The organism is Lysobacter sp. 22409, from assembly GCF_052045105.1.
Taxonomy (GTDB): Bacteria; Pseudomonadota; Gammaproteobacteria; order Xanthomonadales; family Xanthomonadaceae; genus Lysobacter; species Lysobacter antibioticus_B.
The window spans coordinates 245948-263668 of record NZ_JBQEOE010000001.1 but is presented as its reverse complement, the minus strand read 5'-3'; the positions used below and the strand labels follow the sequence as shown (position 1 = coordinate 263668).

Below are 17721 nucleotides of genomic sequence, written 5' to 3'. Positions count from 1 at the left end.
TTCCTTGACGAAGCTCCCCTGCGAGTTCGCAGCGCGCGCGGGGATTTTCCGATAAGACATCCTTGTCTTATCGGAAAACGGCGCACGTCCTGTGCGCCGCCCTCCGGGTCTCCAGGTGTTCTCGCGAGTCCGGTACTGCGCCAAGCTCATCACGGCAACGGCAACGGCAACAGCAACCGCGTCGCGGCTCACGCCGCTCCTACAGGGGGAGCGGAATCCAAAGGGACATGCAAGAGAACCAGTGGCGGACTCAGGCGTCCGCCGAAGTCTTGGGCTCCGGCTTCGCCGCCATCTCCGGGCTGATCTTCTCGATCGTATGCCGCAACTCGCGGCCCAGAATGACCTTGGCGTCCTTCGCCCAGGCATCCAGGCGCTGGTCGAAGGCGAGCTTGCCTTCGCTGTCGGGCCAGACCAGGCGCAGCTCGCGCAGTTTCTGGATGAAGCCGCGGAACAAGGTCTTGTCGAAGAACTCCGGCGCGGCCGGCGCGTACAGCAGCGACAGGCGCTGGGCGGCGAGCTGGCACAGGCTTTCGAGTTCGCCGGCCGACATGGTGCCGGGGCCGTTCTTCACCAGCACCGAAATGGCGATGTAGTAACGCTCGAAGGCCTGCTGCAAGGAATGGCCGATCGCGCGCAGGCGGAACACTTCGTCGGTCTGGCCGGCGTTGCGGGCGAGGATACCGCCGTCGTCTTCGCTGACGCGTTCCAGCAAGCCGGAGCGGACGAACACGTCGACCGTGCGCACCAGGCGCTCGGCGAATTCGTCCTCGCTCCACGGCAGGAACAGCTCGGCCTGTAGGAAGGGGTACACGCTGCGGCCCAGGCGCAACACGCCGGCCAGGCTCATGCGGCGGTTGTGCTGGAAGCAGCAGGCGATCCACGAGGCCGCGGTGAACAGGTGCAGGACGTTGTTGCGGAAATAGCTCAGCAGCACCGCCTTGTCGTCGCCGTCGACGCCGAGCACGTCGCCGAGCGGATGGGCGATGCGTTCGAGCACGTTGATCTCTTCGCCGTGGGCGACGATTTCCTGCGGCGTGTGCGGGGTGACGGTGACGCGGTCGGAATACGGCAGCTCGGCCAGCAAGGTCTTGGACAGGGCGATCTGCGCGAGCAGGTCGGCCTCGCCCATCGCATGTTTCGGCGTCGACAGCAGGGCCAGGGCGAGCAGGTTGATCGGGTTGACGTCGGCGGCGCGGTTGACGTTGACCTGGATCTGTTCGGCGACCGCATCGACCGTCGCCGACAGCCAGCTCGGCTTGTCTTCCTCGTCGAGCGGGCGGCCGTCCCACTCCGGGGCGTGCTGGGCGAGCATGTCGTTGAGCCGGATCGGCTCGCCGAAGTTCACCACCACCTGGCCGTAGTTGGAGCGCAGCACCTTGGGAATGCCCCACAGCAACTGCCAGATCGATTCTTTTTCCTTCGGCTTGCCGGACAGCTCGTCGAGGTAGCTGTTGCCCTCCATGAGCTTTTCGTAGCCGACGTAGATCGGCTGGAACAGCACCGGCCGGGTCGGTTGGCGCAGGAAACCGCGCACGGTCATCACGATCATGCCGCCCTTCGGCGGCAGCAGACGGCCGGTGCGCGAGCGCCCGCCTTCGATGAAGTACTCGATCGAGTAGCCGCCCGAGACCAGCTGGGCGACGTATTCGCTGAGGATGGCCGAATACAGCGCGCTGCCGCGGATGCTGCGCCGGATGAAGAAGGCGCCGCCCTTGCGAAGGATGGAGCCGACCACCGGCAGGTTGAGGTTGATGCCGGCGACGATGTGCGGCGGCACGATGCCCTTGGTGTAGAGCAGATAGCTCAACAACAGGTAGTCCATGTGGCTGCGATGGCAAGGCACGTAGACGACTTCGTGGCCGGGCGCGTCCTGCTTGAGCTGGTCGAGGTGATGCACCAGCACACCGCGGTAGATGCGGTTCCACACCGGGGTCAGGATGAAGCTCAGCGAGCGCACCACCGGATGCGAATAGTCGGCGGCGATCTCGTAAGCCATGGCGTGGGCTTTCTTCCACGCTTCGGTGCTGTTGCTGCTGTCGCGACGGGCCTGGTCGGCGATCGCGTCCTTGACCGGTTCGGAAGCGAGCACGCGGTCGATCAGCATGCGCCGGGTCGACAGATCGGGGCCGATCACCGCCGCGCGGATGCGGCGGAAGTGTGTGCGCAGCACGCGCGAGAGTTTGCGCACGGTGCGTTCGGACGGCAGACCTTCGTCGACGATGCCGCGCAGCGACACCGGCGGCGAGAACCGCACCGTGGTGTGGCGGCCATTGAGGGCGATCGCGAGCAGGCGGCGGAAGCGGCCGACCAGGGTCCAGTTTTCCGAGAACAACACCGAGAACCAGCCGCTGCTGCGGTCCGGCGCGCGGCCGACGAAGATCGATACCGGCACCAACTGCACATCGAGCGCGGGGTCGTTGCGATGCGCGTCGAGCAGACGCGCGAGCGAACCGGAGTGAGTCTTGGCCGAGGGCGGACCGGACGGCGCCAAGGTGCCGGCGTGGCGCCGCGACAGCGCGACATAGGCGCGCTTACGGCCGAGCGGGTCGCCCGGCAACGGCTGCAGCGGCGACGGCAGGCCGCTCTCGCGGCAGGCGCGTTCGAGGATCAACGCATTCGACAGACCGTAGTCTTCGAGCACGTAGCAGACCGGGCGGCCGTGCCACTCCTCGGCGATATGTTCGGACGGCGCCTTCGGCTCGATGGTCAGCGACACCCACGGCGCCATGATCTTGCCGAGCAGGCGCGCCCACCACGGGCGGTGCGCCGGCGGCGCGCCCGGACGCGACTCGCCCGCAGCCGCAGGCGGCGCGGCGATCGGCAGTTCGGGCTGATCGGGCTCGGGCTCGGCGGGCGCAGGCGAAGCGGCGAGCGCAGGCTCGGACCGGATCTCGTCGGCGGCTTCGGCGACGCGCTCGCTCATGGATTCGGCTTCGACGGCAGGTTCGACGGTGGACTCGACCTCGGGCTCGAACGCAGGTTCGGCGAGGTCGTCGGCGATCGCACTCGCGCGCTCGTCGGACGCGGCGGCCGCTTCGGCATCGACCGGCCCAGCAGGCGCGTGTTCGGCGGAAGGATCGGCGGCAGCGGCCGGGTCCGAGGCGTCGACCGGCGTGCGTGCGGAGTCGGCCGAAGCGGCGTCGGGGAAAGGCAGGGGCGTTTGTTTCGGCATCCCGATCATTATGCCTATTCGGCTTCGGCGCGCGCCTGACCTATCGGGCCGCCTGAACCGGGCCGTTCGAACCGGCCCTTGCAGTTGCGCCGGCCGCCGCGAAACCCAGGCGGAGCCAGGCTCAGCGCGGCGGCGCGGGTGCGGCCGGAGCGGTCGCTGGCGCCTGTTTGCTGTTGGCGGGGGCGGTCGCCTGCTGCGGCTTGCCCTTGGCCGGAGCATTCGCCTGCGACGGCTTGCCTTCGGCCGGGGCATTCGCCTGTAGCGGCTTGCCTTCGGCCGCCGCCGGCGGCTCCACCCGCGTCGGCTTCGGCGGTGCCTGCGCTTCGGTCTCGGCGTGACGCAGCACGTCGCTGAGGTACCAGCGGCCGTCGCGGCGCTCGACCAGCACGTAGGCATCGACCGCTTCGCCGGCGAGTTCGTAACGCACCCGCACCCGCGCGGTGTCGCCGGTCTGCTCGGCCAGGCTGGTCTGCACGCTGGCGAGAGCAGCGTCGAGGTCGAGGCCGTAGCCGTTCACGACCTGCTTGAGCCGCTCGACGAAGGGCCCGAGCCGACGCAGGCTGCGGTCCATGCCGGTGCGGGCGAAGGCGTCCGGCGCCGCCAATCCGGTCGCGCGCGCGGCCGATACCAACTGCGGAATCGCCACCCGCGCCCGCGCCGAATCGCCCAGCGGCGCGCCCTGCGCCCAAGCGCTCATCGCCGCGATCAACTGGGCATGGTGGTCGCGCTCGGTGTCGCTGTAGCCGGTCTCGCTGCGCACGTACTGAATCGCGAACAGGCCCATGGTCTTGGCCGCCGAATGCAATTCTTTGTCGGCGCCGGCGAACTGGCGACGATAGGTCGCGACCAGGGTGCGCTCGGCGTCCTGCGCGGCCAGCGCGGCGATGAAGCTCGGGAAACGGTCGTCCAGCGGCAGCTCGGTCAGCGGCCAGACCGTGCGGCCTTCGCGCCAGGCCGTCTCTAGGCGGGCATGCAATTGCGGCGGCACGGCATGGCGGGCGTAGGCGGCCAGGTCGTTGCGGCGCAGATCCGCGACCAACTGGGTCACGGCCTGTGCCGGCAGGGTCGGCACCGGATCGGCGGGCGGCGCTTCGCGCTCGCAGCCGGCCGCCGCCAACAGGGCAACGGTCGACAACAGCGCGGTGCAGGCGCGTCGGACGATGGACATCGGGTGCGGCTCCCCAGTCGCGGACGGGCATCTTGGCGGCGCACTCCGGCCGACACAAGCCGTTCACCCGGGCACCACCAAGAAAGCACACTAGTTGACGCATTACGTCGACTAGCGCTCATTTTCGGCGTGACGATAAAACCGTGATTTACATCACAAAAATAGATCTGAATGGGCCTTAGCACATATTCGTGACTGCGATCACTCTGTGTCCGTTTATGTCCGACTACTGTGCCCTGAATGGCATGTTTTATGCGTTCTTAACAGGCAGATCCGGCAAAAACGCCGGACCGTCAGAGCGCGATCAGCGCAGGAGCATCGATCCATGCGTCTTTCCCCGACCCGTCTGCTCGCAGCCATCCTCGTAGCCGGCATCGCGCCGGCCTACGCCGCCGATGACACCACCCAGTTCGACGTCACCATCACCATCACCAGCACCTGCGACATCCACACCGTCGCCGCCACCGACGTCAATTTCGGCACGGTCGCCTCGACCGCGACCAACGTCGACCAGCAGGGCCAGCTGACCGTGAACTGCACGCCGGGCACGGCCTATACGATCGCGCTCGACAACGGCCAGAACGGCGCCGACGTCAACAGCCGCGCGATGAGCGACGGCACCAACGAAGTGCCCTATCAGCTCTATCGCGCCGCCGCGCGCGGCGCCGGCGACGTCTGGGGCAGCACCACCGGTGGCGGCGGCAACGTCCTTGCAGGCAGCGGCACGGGTGCGGCCCAGAACCTGCCGGTCTACGGCAGGGCGCCGAGCGCCAACTTTCCCGCTGCTACTTACAATGACGTGGTAACCGCCACGGTGACCTACTGACCGGACAGGGAGAGATGAGCGGCCGCCGGCTCCTGCATGCCGTCCGTGCCGCTCTCGCCGTCGCGGCCGTATGGGGCGTGCTCGCGATGGCACCGGCGGTTGCGGCCGGGCTCCAGGTCACGCCCACCTCGCTGACTCTGCAGGCCAAGCAGAGCGCCGACGGCCTGTGGCTCAGCAACACCGGCAGCAAGCCGCTGCAGGCCCAGGTCCGCGTGTATCGCTGGATCCAGGAAAACGACGAGGAACGGTTCGAAGCGACGCGCGCGTTGGCGATCAGCCCGCCGATGCTGGAACTGGCGCCGGGGGCGCGGCAGTTGGTGCGGGTGATCCGGCTCGGTGCGCCGCCCACCGCCGAAGAAAGCTACCGGCTGATCGTCGACGAACTGCCGCCGGGCGATCAGGACCGCCCGGCCGGCCTGCAATTCGTACTGCGCTATTCGGTCCCGGTGTTCCTCGCTCCGGCGGGGGACGCGGCCCTCGCACCCGAGCTGCGCGCGCAACTGAGCTTCGAAGGCGAGCAAGCGCGCTTGAGCGTGCACAACCGCGGCGGCCAGCATGCGCAGCTGGCCGATCTGGTATTCGTCGATGCGCAGGGAGGCCGTCATGCGATCGGGTCGGGCCTGTTCGGTTATGCCCTGGCCGGCCAGCGTATGCGTTGGCCGTTGGCGGCACCGACCGAGTTGCTGCGCGGTCCGGGCACGTTCAAAGCGAGGATCAATGGCGAATCGACCGAGCGGACGCTGGCGCTGGACTCGCCGGCTCGCTGAAGCCATGTCCGCCGGCCTGCTCCTGGCATCGCCTGCGAGCCATGCGGCGGAGCTGCCGCCGTTGATCCTGGCCCGCGCCGGCGAGAGCAATGCCGCCAGCGCACCGCTGCAGCTCTATCTCGAAGTCAGCCTCAACCACACCGCCTACGGCACGCCGCAACCGTTCGAGTTGCGCGAGGGCCGTTTGTTCGCCAGCGTCGCCACCCTGCGCCAGATCGGCTTCGTCCTCGACGGCCGCGGCGAGGCCGAATCGCTCGCGCCCGACAGCCTGGACGGCGTCAGCGTGCGCTACGACGCTTCGCTGCAACGCGTGGCGATCGATGCGCCGCTGTCGCTGCTGTCGTTGGCGACCACGCGCCTCAACGCACCGGGCACCGACATCCCCACTGCCAGCGCCTCGCCCGGCCTGTTGTTCAACTACGATCTTTACAGCAGCCGCGACGACCACAGCGACAGCACCAGCGCCTTCGCCGAACTGCGCCTGTTCGGGGCCGGCCGCGGTGTCTTCAGCCAGACCGCGGTCACCCGCAGCCAACGCAACGAGGACGAACCGCGGCGGACCGATTCGGTGCGCCTGGACAGCAGCTGGCGCTGGTCCTCGCCGGCCTCGATGATCAGCGTCAGCCTCGGCGACGTGATCAGCGGCCAGCTCGACTGGACCCGGCCGCTGCGCCTGGGCGGCGTGCGCATCGGCCGCGACTTCGGCCTGCAGCCGTACCGCATCACCACCCCGCTGCCGACCTTCGTCGGCGAAGTCGCGGTGCCGTCGGCGGTGGACCTGTACGTCAACGGCATCCGCCAATACAGCGGCGAACTGCCGCCGGGGCCGTTCCAGCTCGCGACCATCCCCGGCATCACCGGCGCCGGCAACGCGCAGTTGGTCGTGACCGACGCCTTCGGCCGCACCCGTCAACTCGACTTTCCGTTCTATGCCGCGCAGCAACTGCTCGCCAAGGGCCTGTCGGATTGGTCGCTGAGCCTGGGCCTGGCGCGCGAGGACTACGCATTGCGTTCGTTCTCCTACGGCAGCGAACCGCTGGCCAGCGCCGACCTGCGCTACGGCGTCAGCGACGCGTTCACCGTCGAGGCGCATGCCGAAGGCGGCGACAGCGTGGTCAACGGCGGGCTCGGCGCGATCTGGTTGCTCGGCGGCGCCGGCGTGTTCAGCGCTTCGCTCGCGCACGGCCAGGACCGCAGCGACTCCGGCTGGCTGTACGCCGCCGCCTACAACTGGAGCAACGGCCGCTTCAACATCGCCGCCGACACCCAACGCACGCATGGCGAGTACCGCGACGTCGCCTCGCGCTATGGCCAAGCCCCGGCGCGGGTCAGCGAACGCGCGGTGGCGAGCTGGAACGACACCCGCCTGGGCAGCCTGGGCCTGAGCTACGTGCGCCTGATCTATCGCGACGAAACCCCGGCCCGCTACGCCAGCGCGACCTGGAGCCGCAACTTCAAGAGCGGCGCCTCGCTGAGCCTGTCGTACAACCAGAACCTGGACCGCTCCGAGGACCGCAACCTCTATCTCGGCTTCTCGATGAACTTCGACCGCAGCCTGCAGCTCAGCGCTTCGCTGCAACGCAACCGCGGCCGCGACCAGGCCGTGCTCGACCTGAGCCGGCCGCTGCCCGGCGACGGCGGCTTCGGCTGGCGCCTGCAGGCGCGTGGCGGCGACGGCGAGGAAGGCGGCCTGGCCGAAGCCGGCTGGCTGACCGGGTACGGACGCTACAGCCTCGGCTACGCGCGCCAGGGCGACATCGACTACGGCTATGCCAGCGCGAGCGGCTCGCTGGTGTGGATGGGCGGCCATGTCTTCGCCGCGCGCAACGTCAGCGATGCGTTCGCGGTGGTCTCGACCGATGGCCGCGCCGACGTGCCGGTGCTGCTCGAAAACCGCCCGATCGGCCGCACCGACCGCGACGGCATGCTGCTGGTCACGCCGCTCAATGCCTGGCAACGCAACCGCATCGCCATCGACCCGATGGAACTGCCGGCCGACCTGCGCCTGGACCGGGTCGAAGTGCAGGCCACGCCGCAGGACCGCTCCGGCACGCTGGTGCGTTTCGCCATCGAACAAGTACGCGCCGCGGTGCTGGTGCTGCACGACGCCCGCGGCGAAGCGTTGCCGGTCGGCAGCCGCGTGCACCTGGACTCGGGCGCCAACGCGGTCGTCGGCTACGACGGCGAGACTTATCTCGACAGCCTGCAAGACCTCAACACGGTGCGCGTCGATACCGCCGACGGCCCCTGCAGCGTGCGCTTCGAGTATCCCGCCGGCGGCGGCGTGCCGCGCATCGGCCCCTTGATCTGCCAGACGCAGGTATCGCCATGAATCGCCTGCACCTCGCTGCGTTGTGCCTCGCCTTGATGTTGTCGCTGTTCGCGCGCCCTGTATCGGCCACGACCACCTGCACCGGAACGATGACCAATCTGAATTTCGCACCGATGACCGGCGGCGTCATCGATGCCACTGCATCTTTCAGCGTTACCTGCTCGACGTTCGGCTTGGCCGTGCTCGGGAACGCCAAGGTCAACATGTGCGTGAGCATCCGCAGCGGCACCGACGGCGGCAGCACGCTCAACCCGCGCCGTCTGATCAACACGTTCAACGACCCGATGAACATGCAGCTCTACACCGACGCCGCTCGCAGCGCTATCTGGGGCTCGCGCGGCAATGCCACCGTGCCCAATCCTTTGCTACTTCAATTCAATTACTCCGTGCCGGTACTTGGTGGAAATCAGACCCTAAACGCGACCTTGTATGGTCGGATTCCGGCCCAAACCGGGCTCAACGCGGGCACCTACATCAACCGCTTTACTGCTGCGGCCGACACGCTAATCGAGTTCCGCTACGATGAATCAATAATCGGCGGTGCAACGATGCCGACCTCATGCACCGCTGGAGGGGATCTCGGCACCTCCAGCCAATTCCCCTTCACCGTCAACGGCTCGGTGCCGGACAGCTGCACGCTGACGCCCAAGCCCGTGCCCAACATGGCCTTCGGCAACGTGCCGGGGCCGATCACCTCGAACCTCGATCAGACCACCTCGATCGGCCTGGTCTGCAGCGGCCGCACTGCCTGGCAGATCGGCCTCAACAACGGCCTCTACGCCAGCGGCGCGACCCGACGCATGCGCAACGGCGCCGGCCAGTTCGTGGTCTACGAGCTGTATCGCAACAGCCCGCGCACGCTGCGCTGGGGCAACACCCTCGGCAGCGACACCTTGACCGGCACCGGTACCGGCGCCGCGCAATCGCTGCCGGTGTACGGCCGCGTCGGCGCGCAAGCGCCGAGCATCGGCAGCTACAGCGACACCATCACGGTGACGGTGACGTACTGATCGCGTTGCCGATCGATCGCCACGTACGCAATGCGTGGCCGCAGAGTGCACAAACCAAAAAAGAAAAAGGAGGCGCGAGGCCTCCTTCAAACCGGCTTGCGCCGGAAGATTACGAGTTGTGGCATGGCCCCGGCTGGCACCGGGATGGGCGCAGCCTAACGCCGCGCCAAAGTTAATGCAACACCTGAAGTATTGCGATGTAACTTATTGATTTTTATCGACCGATATTCGCCAGTACGCCTGAGACTGCGGTCACGGCGCCAGATCGAGCGCGGCGCGCTTGGCCTGGCGGCGGGTGTCGCGCGGCTGGCTGAAGTCGTTGTTGAAGGTCATCGCTTCCCACGAGCCGTAGCTCGGGTTCGGCAGCATCCACCAACGTTCGCCGAACCAGTCGTGGTACTGCTGCAGCAAAGCGTCGCGGCCTTCCGGGGTGTTGGCGACGACCTGGACGAAGTCGCCGAGCTGATCGCCGAACTGCATCAGCACGCGGTACTGGCGCCCGGCCAACAAGCGGCGGCAGTTCTTCTCGCTGCCGTTTTGTTCGCAGCCTTCGACCACCGTGCCCAGGCCGAGAAAGACCTGATCGTCGGCGACCGGCAAACCGGCGCTGCGCAGGTTGGCCAAGGTGGCCTCCTTCAAGTGCACGGCGCGGTTGGACAGATACAGAATCGTGATGCCCTTGGCCTGCGCGGCCTTGGCGAAATCGACCACGCCCGGCAGCGGCTTGGCCTTTTTCTCGGCGACCCAGGCGTCCCAGGTGACCTCGTCGTATTCCTTGCCGTCGCGCACCAGGCGCGCCTGGTAGGGCGAGTTGTCGAGCACGGTTTCGTCGACGTCCATGACCACGGCCGGCTTGAGGCCCTTGACCGGGTTGCCGCGTTCGTCGGGCACCAGCGCATCCCAGTTGGGCTGCTTGAGCGCGGTGTCGAGCTTATCGGCGGCTGCGCGGTAGACCGTTTCGGTCGCGGCGCGGTATTCGACCGAACGCTGCATCCACAGCACCGCGTTGAGGTTGTCGTCGGCACTGGACGCGGCCGGCGCGGCGGCGGAAGCGGCCTTCGCCTCGGCCGGGACAGCGGGCGCGGGCGCGGCGGCCGGGGCCACCGGCTTGCAGGCGCTCAGGGCGAGCGCACAGGCGAGGACGGTCAGGGGCAAGGCGCGGGTCTGCATGCGCGGGCGCTCGGTCGTGGGAAGGCGGGGAGTGTAGGCCCCGCGGCAAAACCCTGTCGATTGCCGGCCCGACCGCGCCGCTTCAGGGCGCGGCGGCGGCCTGCGCCCACGGCGCCCGGCGTGTCAGCGGCGCTCGCGCGGCGGCGCCTTGCCGATCAGCGGCGCTCGCGCGGCGGCGCCTGGGCGATGCATTCGACTTCCACCTTCGCGCCCAGGGCGAGCCCCGACGCGGCCAAGGCGCTGCGGGCCGGGAACGGCGCGCTGAAATGCTTGCGATAGACCTCGTTGAAGGCCGGCCACTCGGCGATGTCGGCCAGGAACACCGTGCATTTGACGACGTCGCTCATCGAAGCGCCGTGGCGTTCGAGCACCTGGCGGATGTTGCGCAGGGTCTGTTCGGCTTCGGCGGCGATGCCGCCCTTGGCCAGCGCGTTGTCGCCGCCGGGCACGGTGCCGATCTGACCCGACAGGAACAACAGGTCGCCGCTGCGCACGGCTTCGGAGAACGGCAGCTTGGCCGCGGCCGGATCGGGCGAGCGCAGGAACTCGGGCTTGCGCGCTTCGCCGGCGATGGCGCCGTGTGCGGCGAAGGCGAGTAGCAGCGATATCGACAGGGCCATGCGCATGAGCACTCTCCAGGATTCGTTCGGTGTCGGAATTGCGGTCGGGGATTCACTGCCGGGATGAGCGGCGCCGCGCCTTTACGCCGGCACCGGCGCGACCTGCAACGAAACTTGCTTGCTGTTGCCGGCCACCCATTGCGTGCCGACTTCGCCGAAACCGTAACGTGCATGGAAACGGCTGGAGGCTTCGTTGAACGGCACGATGTAGAACTCGCAGACGACCTGGGCGAAGCCGCGTTCGCGGGCGAACGCGAACAGATCGTCGTAGAGCAGGCCGCCGAGCTTGCGTCCGCGGTGGCTGGCGGCGACGGCGATGCGGTCGACGTACAGGAAAGTCGGATAACGCTCGGAGAACCACAGGTAGTTCGGGCTGTCGTAGTCGGCGCCCTCGCGAAACGCGAGCAGGAACGCGACCACGCTGTCGCCGTCGCAGACCACGCGGTGATACACCGCCTGCCGGTCCAGCCCGGCGAGCCGCTGCGCATCCAGCGGGCTCATCAAGGCCTCGGATTCGAGGTTGAGCGCGAGTACGGCCGGGTGATCGGCGGGGGTGACGTTGCGGACGATGAGGGAAGGCATTCCGGTGCTGGCCCGAGTCTGAGAGAGGTTAGGAATTAGTAACCAGGAACTAGAAGTCCGCAAGCAGCAGCGAGACGTCAGCACTCCCACTCGTTACTCACTCCTCTTAACTCACTTCTCGCTTCAAGTAGGCGTGCCGACCTCGTCCCACTCTTGTTCGTCGAACCGCAACAGCCAGTTGAGCGCGTAATGGCGCTCGTAGACGATGCTGGGATGCAGATCCGCCGGCGGCGATTTTTCGTCGAGGCGGGCCTGGCGGACCAGCCAATGGCGGCGATAGACCGCATCGAGGGCGTCGAGCAATTCCGCCACCGGACGCAGTCGCGCCGCGGCGATGTGGGCTTCGTCGGCATGTTCGATCGCGGTCAGGGCGATCTCGCCGGCGTCGCAGATCGCGGTCGGCGGCGGCAGCGCCTCGGTCAAGCCCAGCGCCCATTGCAGCAGCGCCGCGCTTTCGTAGCGCCAGCCGTGGTTGGCCCAGGTTTCCTCGTCGGGTTTTTCCGTATCGATGAAGGCGCGTTCGGCCGGCGTCAGCGCGGCGACGCCCGGGCCGAGCTTGAGTGCGATCTCCTGGGTCGACAGCGGGTCGCTGCCCAGCGATTCGGCGCGCACCGCGACCGCGGTCAGCGCCAGCATGCGCCGCATGGTTTCTTCGGGCGTGCGCATACGCACTTCGCCGGCGCCGAGCACCGGCGGCAGATGCGCCGGTACGTTCGCACCGAGCGCCTGCAGTTCGGCTTCGCTGCGCGCCTTGCGCTCGCGCGCGTCGGCCGGATACGGCAAGGCCGAATCGGCATCGACCGCCGGCTCGCCCTGGCTGACCAGCACTTGCCCGTCCGGGTCGCGCACCGAGCCGTCGGGCAGGAAGCAGACCGCATTCGCGGCCTGCGCCCACGAGGCCAAGGCTTCGAACGCGCCGTCCTCGACCTCGAAGCTGTAGTGGCTCTGGACCCGCTGCAGGTGGCGGATCACCGCGAAGGTGCGCGCGTCCATGCCCTCTGCGACCGTGCCGAGCACGTAACCGACGAAGCCCTGCAGATGCGGCACCAGTTCGGCGTCGCTGCGGTCGCGATAGGCCGGCGGCGCCTTGAGGAAATCCGGCGCCGGCGGCGCGGCGAGCGTGGAATAGGCGTTGATCAACAGGGCCATGTCGTTGCGCGTTCGTGGACGAGTGCGGCAAGACTAGCCGATCCGGTCGCAATGGGCGCGGCGACGGTTTGCGGTTTGCGCAGGCGGCCGGGGTGTTGCGCGCAAGAGCAAATCCCCCGGCGCAGCAGCCGACACGGCTGTGTTGGCGCAACGCCGGCGCCCGCCCCCTTTGTCAAAGGGGGCAAAGTTCTGCGCCTTCTGTAGTTCCGGCGTTACATCGGCTTGGTGTTGGCGCAGGCGTTGTGGCAACTGCCTGCGCCACATCCAATCCCAGCCGAACTATTCCCCCCTTTGGAAAAGGGGGCAGGGGGGATTTGCCCTTGTCTGCTGCAGAGCCCGCCCAACCCGAAATCCCGCTCAGCCGTTCTCCAGCAACGCCTTGATCGCCGCAAAGCCTGCGTTCGCGCGCTCGTGCTTGCGCGCCGCATCCGCGACCGGATCGGCGCCGTCGCGCTGCAGTTCGGCCGCGGGCAGTTCGTCGATGAAGCGGCTCGGCTTGAGGCGGATGCGTTCGCCCCAGCGCTGGGTTTCGCGCGCATGCGACAGGTACAGCGCTTCCTTGGCGCGGGTGATGCCCACGTACATCAGGCGCCGCTCTTCGTCGAGACGGCCTTCGTCGAGGCTGGCGTCGTGCGGCAGGTTGCCGTCTTCGACGCCGACGATGAACACGTAGCGGAACTCCAGGCCCTTGGCCGCGTGCAGGCTCATCAGCCGCACCTGGTTGCCGGCCTCGCCCTTGTCGGCATGCGACAGCAACGCCAGCTGCGCGGCCAGTTCGCCCGGGCCCGCGCCCTTGCCGCCGTCGAACCAGCCCGACAGTTCGCCGAGGTTTTCCTTGCGCCGCTGGAACGAAGCTTCGTCCTTGCACTGGGCGCGGATCGAAGCCAGCAGGCCGCTGCGTTCGGCCAGCACGCCGACCAGTTCACCGGGGCTGATGCGCTGCGCTTCGTCGCGCAGGAAACGCACGATCTGCACGAAGCCGTCGAGCGCGGTGCCGGCGCGCGGGCTGAGCTGCTTGATCGCGTTGATCGATTCGGCCATGCGCGACATCGGCAACTGCGCGTGCTGGGCCATCTCGGCCAACTTGGCCAGAGTGGTCGCGCCGACTTCGCGCTTGGGCGAGGTCACCGCGCGCAGAAAAGCCGCGTCGTCGTCGGGGTTGGCGATCAGGCGCAGCCAGGACAGCGCGTCCTTGACCTCGCCGCGCTCCAGGAACGCGGTGCCGCCGCTCAGGTGATAGGGCACCCGCAACAATTGCAGCGCCTTCTCCAGCGCGCGGCTTTGGTGATTGCCGCGGAACAGGATGCAGAAATCGGCCCACATCGCCTGGTTCTTCTGCGCCAGGTACTGGATTTCGGCGGCGACCTTCTCGGCCTCGTGGGCGCTGTCGCGGCATTCCCAGACGCGGATGCGCTCGCCGTCGGCCTGGTCGCTCCACAGGGTCTTGGGATGTTCGTGCGGGTTGTTGGCGATCAACGCGTTGGCCGCGCGCAACACGCGGTTGCTGCAGCGGTAGTTCTGTTCGAGCTTGATGATCTCCAGGCTCGGATAGTCCTTGCCCAGTTCCAGCAGGTTGTCGGGGTTGGCGCCGCGCCAGGCGTAGATCGACTGGTCGTCGTCGCCCACGCAGGTGAACAGGCCGCGCGGGCCGGCCAGGGCCTTGAGCAAGCGGTACTGGGCGTCGTTGGTGTCCTGGCACTCGTCGACCAGCAGGTAGCCGATGCGTTCGCGCCAGGCCAACTGCACCTCGTGGTCGGCTTCGAGCAACTGCACCGGCAAGCGGATCAGGTCGTCGAAGTCGACCGCGTTGAAGGTGGTCAACCGCGCCTGGTACATCTCGTACACCGTCGCCGCCTCGATCTCGCGCGCGCTGCGCGACTCTCGCATCGCTTCGGCGGGCGACAGGCCGGAGTTCTTGGCGCGCGAGATCAGGTTGCGCATCTCGTCGATCACGTCGGGCTTGNCAGCAGGTCCTTGATCTGGGCGTTGCTGTCGTCGCTGTCGAACACGCTGAAGCCGCGACGCAGGCCGAGCTTGGCGTGTTCGAACTGGAGGAATTTCAGCCCCAGCGCGTGGAAGGTGCAGATGGTCAGGCCGTCGGCGCCGTCGCCGCGGATCCGCTTGGCCACGCGCTCGCGCATTTCCTTGGCGGACTTGTTGGTGAAGGTGATCGCGGCGATGCGCTTGGCCGGCATGCGGCCGGACGCGATCAGGTGGGCGATCTTCTCGACGATGACGCGGGTCTTGCCGCTGCCGGCGCCGGCGAGCACGAGCAGCGGCCCTTCGGTGTTCAGAACGGCGGCGCGTTGGGGGGGATTGAGACCGTGCATGGAATGTCGGATCGCCGGCAAGGGCCGGTCAGGCCGCACAGTCTAACCGCCACGCCCGCGACCGGGCCGGGCGGCTGGAGTAGGCTAGACGCCGCAGGCCCGGACCGCGTCGGGCCCTCGTCGGAGGTCGCCATGGAACGTGGTCTCGTCGTCATGCTGGCTAGCGCCGGGCTGGCCCTGGCCGCCCTGGCCGGCTCTGCGTCCGCCGACCCGGCCGCCGCCGACCCAACTGCGGCCCTGCCGGCCGAGGCGACGCCGGAGCAACTGGCCAGCGCCGAAACCGACCGCATCGGCCACCGCGATTTCGACGCCCGCCAGCGCATGTCGGCGACCCATCCCAACGAGCTGTGGCGCTTGTACGGCACCGACGCGGCCGGCCGCGGGCAATGGCAGGACGCCTCGCGCTTCTTCCGCCGCGCCGCGCGCTATGCCGACAAGTATTCGCAGCATCGACTCAGCCTGATGTACTGGCACGGCCTCGGCGTGGCGCACGACCGCGCCCTCGCCTACGCCTGGGCCGACCTCGCCGCCGAGCGCAGCTACCCGCAGTTCGTAGTGCTGCGCGAGAAGATGTGGCAGGAGCTCGACGAAGGCGAGCGCCAACGCGCCTTGCGGCAGGGCGTGGCGATCTTCGACGAATACGCCGACGAGGTCGCCAAGCCGCGCATGGAACGCCAGGTCGCCCGCGCCCGCAGCCGCATCACCGGCAGCCCGGCCGGCCTGACCACCGGCAATCTGCTGGTGTTCGCCTCACGCGGCGGCTCGAGCCTTTTCGACCCCAGCGATTCGCTCGACCTGCGCCCGATGTATGCCGACTGGCGCCTCGACACCCGCCGCTACTGGGCGGTCGAGGACGCGGTCTGGCAGAGCGGCGGCAACGTCGAGGTCGGCACACTGGAAAAGATCATGAGCAGCCAGCGTCCCTGAAGCGGAGGCCGACGCTGCGTCCTTCGCCCGGGCTTGCTACCCTCGCCGCCGCGCCGGGCCTCCGCACGGTGCGAACATCGGAGCGCATGCCGTGACAGGACGTCTGATCTGTTTCCTGTTCGCCGCCTGGTTGGCGACGGGCTCGACTTCGGCCGCGACGCAAGCGCCAATCGGCCCCGACCCGGCCGCCGATGCGGCCCTGGCCGACGTCGGCTACATGCACCTGCATCCCGACGTCGAATACCGCCAGCTCGGCCTGCAGTCGTATCGGCGCGGACATTACGCCGTCGCCCTCGATCACTTTCGCCGCGCCGGCTATTTCGGCGACAAGCCCGCGCAGGGCCTGGTCGCGGAGATGTACTGGAAGGGCGAAGGCGTGGCGGCCGACCGCGCCCTGGCCTACGTGTGGATGGACCTCGCCGCCGAGCGCGGCTATCGCGACCTGGTCGGCCTGCGCGAACGCTACTGGGCCGCGCTGAGCGCGGCCGAACGCCAGCGCGCGCTCGAACAAGGCCCGGCGCTGTACCGGGTGTACGGCGACCCGACGGTCAAGCCGCGCTACGCCCGCCGCCTGCAACGCCTGCGCAACCAGATCACCGGCAGCCACATCGGCACCGACGTCGGCGTGCTGGCGGGGCAGCGCGACGCCTCCGGCGCGGTCGCCCTGACCGGCGGGCTGTACGCCGACGCCAACTGGAACGCCGAACATTACTGGCAACGCCAGGACCGCCTGTGGAAGCTGAAACTCGGCGGCACGGTCAACGTCGGCGACGTCGAGGCGATGAACCCGGAAGGCGCCGTCCTGCCGCCGCCCGCCGAGAGCGAATCGAAGGACAAGGCCGACCCCCAGGACCCGCCGCGTCCGCGTTGATGCGGTCGGCTGCGCATCCGGCGTCGACTGAACAGGCCGGACCGCGCCGTCGGGCGCTCGCGTGCCGCACGTCAAGTCTGTGGCGGCGCCGCGGCGCGCCCTAAACTGCGGCCATGGCCAAGCTCTATTTCTATTATTCGGCGATGAACGCCGGCAAGACCACGACCCTGCTGCAGTCGGCGCACAACTACCAGGAGCGCGGCATGCGCGTGGCGATCCTGACCCCGCGTCTGGACGACCGCGCCGGCAGCGGCACGGTGGCCTCGCGGATCGGCCTGCGCGCCGACGCCGTCGCCTTCGACCACGATGCCGACCTGGAACAGCTGATCCGCGCCGACATCGCCGCGCAGGGGCAACTGCACTGCGTGCTGGTCGACGAAGCCCAGTTCCTGAGCCGCTCGCAGGTCTGGCAACTCAGCGAAATCGTCGACGCCCTGCGCATCCCGGTGCTCTGCTACGGCCTACGCACCGACTTCCGCGGCGAACTGTTCGAAGGCAGCCAATACCTGTTGGCCTGGGCCGACGAGCTGACCGAGATCAAGACCATCTGCCATTCCGGCAAGAAGGCCACCATGACCGTGCGCGTGGACGAAGCCGGCCGCGCCGTGCAGGACGGGCCGCAGGTCGAGATCGGCGGCAACGACCGCTACGTGTCGGTCTCGCGCGCCGAGTACAAGAAGGTCATGCGCGGCGAGGGCACGATCGAGCCTTTACAGCAGTCGTTGCAGTTATCGAATTAGGACGGCGGGGCGGCAGTTCGAGTACCGAAGCCTGCGCCGTCATCGCCTTGGCGCGGT

At 68.3% G+C, this 17721-nt stretch carries 14 protein-coding genes and 1 pseudogene; 7 read left to right on the top strand and 8 right to left on the bottom strand.

From position 1 onward, the window contains the following. Positions 1-250: 250 nt before the first annotated feature. Both plsB and ACTJJK_RS01115 read right to left on the bottom strand, forming a co-directional pair. Positions 251-2923 carry a glycerol-3-phosphate 1-O-acyltransferase PlsB gene (gene plsB / locus ACTJJK_RS01120; protein ID WP_440729244.1) on the bottom strand — a complete coding sequence of 891 codons (2673 nt, stop codon included), beginning with the start codon at positions 2921-2923 and terminating at the stop codon, positions 251-253. Positions 2924-3293: 370 nt separating this feature from the next. Next, positions 3294-4340, bottom strand: coding sequence for a hypothetical protein (locus ACTJJK_RS01115; RefSeq protein ID WP_440729238.1), 1047 nt, complete (start codon positions 4338-4340; stop codon positions 3294-3296). 325 nt (positions 4341-4665) lie between these two features. On the opposite strand from ACTJJK_RS01115, the gene ACTJJK_RS01110 reads away from it, so the two are divergent. From ACTJJK_RS01110 to ACTJJK_RS01095, 4 genes are read left to right on the top strand one after another with little or no spacing between them, the layout of a single operon-like run. After that, positions 4666-5166 carry a Csu type fimbrial protein gene (locus tag ACTJJK_RS01110; protein WP_031371773.1) on the top strand — a complete coding sequence of 167 codons (501 nt, stop codon included), beginning with the start codon at positions 4666-4668 and terminating at the stop codon, positions 5164-5166. 14 nt (positions 5167-5180) lie between these two features. Beyond that, entirely contained in the window at positions 5181-5933 is a 753-nt protein-coding gene (locus ACTJJK_RS01105) for a fimbrial biogenesis chaperone (protein ID WP_031371774.1), read from the top strand. Positions 5934-5937: 4 nt separating this feature from the next. Then, on the top strand, positions 5938-8265 hold the full coding sequence (locus ACTJJK_RS01100; protein ID WP_440729237.1) for a fimbria/pilus outer membrane usher protein: 2328 nt from the start codon (positions 5938-5940) through the stop codon (positions 8263-8265). Further along, on the top strand, positions 8262-9275 hold the full coding sequence (locus ACTJJK_RS01095; protein ID WP_440729236.1) for a Csu type fimbrial protein: 1014 nt from the start codon (positions 8262-8264) through the stop codon (positions 9273-9275). Before ACTJJK_RS01100 ends, ACTJJK_RS01095 begins: the two co-directional genes overlap by 4 nt. A 252-nt stretch (positions 9276-9527) precedes the next feature. Here the strand turns inward: ACTJJK_RS01095 and ACTJJK_RS01090 are convergent, their stop codons facing one another. From ACTJJK_RS01090 to ACTJJK_RS01065, 6 genes and pseudogenes are all read right to left on the bottom strand, one after another. Beyond that, entirely contained in the window at positions 9528-10445 is a 918-nt protein-coding gene (locus ACTJJK_RS01090; RefSeq protein WP_440729235.1) for a 5'-nucleotidase, lipoprotein e(P4) family, read from the bottom strand. Positions 10446-10600: 155 nt separating this feature from the next. After that, the gene (locus ACTJJK_RS01085) at positions 10601-11071 is read right to left on the bottom strand and encodes a RidA family protein (RefSeq protein ID WP_031371778.1); all 471 of its coding nucleotides are present in this window, start codon (positions 11069-11071) and stop codon (positions 10601-10603) included. A gap of 75 nt (positions 11072-11146) precedes the next feature. Continuing rightward, on the bottom strand, positions 11147-11647 hold the full coding sequence (locus ACTJJK_RS01080) for a GNAT family N-acetyltransferase (RefSeq protein WP_440729234.1): 501 nt from the start codon (positions 11645-11647) through the stop codon (positions 11147-11149). Positions 11648-11770: 123 nt separating this feature from the next. Then, on the bottom strand, positions 11771-12796 hold the full coding sequence (locus ACTJJK_RS01075) for a DUF4272 domain-containing protein (RefSeq protein ID WP_440729233.1): 1026 nt from the start codon (positions 12794-12796) through the stop codon (positions 11771-11773). A gap of 357 nt (positions 12797-13153) precedes the next feature. Beyond that, on the bottom strand, positions 13154-14293 hold the full coding sequence (locus ACTJJK_RS01070; RefSeq protein ID WP_440729243.1) for an ATP-dependent helicase: 1140 nt from the start codon (positions 14291-14293) through the stop codon (positions 13154-13156). A gap of 108 nt (positions 14294-14401) precedes the next feature. Then, positions 14402-15126 (bottom strand): annotated as a pseudogene (locus tag ACTJJK_RS01065) (ATP-dependent helicase); the annotation flags it as partial. A 132-nt stretch (positions 15127-15258) separates the two neighbouring features. Here ACTJJK_RS01065 and ACTJJK_RS01060 point away from each other — a divergent pair. The 3 genes from ACTJJK_RS01060 to ACTJJK_RS01050 all read left to right on the top strand — a co-directional run bounded on the left by ACTJJK_RS01060 (position 15259) and on the right by ACTJJK_RS01050 (position 17664). Next, positions 15259-16053 (top strand): hypothetical protein, encoded by a 795-nt coding sequence (locus ACTJJK_RS01060; protein WP_440729232.1) that lies wholly within the window; start codon positions 15259-15261, stop codon positions 16051-16053. A gap of 91 nt (positions 16054-16144) precedes the next feature. Beyond that, the gene (locus ACTJJK_RS01055) at positions 16145-16924 is read left to right on the top strand and encodes a hypothetical protein (protein WP_440729231.1); all 780 of its coding nucleotides are present in this window, start codon (positions 16145-16147) and stop codon (positions 16922-16924) included. Between the two features lie 113 nt (positions 16925-17037). After that, positions 17038-17664, top strand: a complete 627-nt coding sequence (locus ACTJJK_RS01050) for a thymidine kinase (RefSeq protein ID WP_031371784.1) — start codon at positions 17038-17040, stop codon at positions 17662-17664. Positions 17665-17721 lie beyond the last annotated feature (57 nt).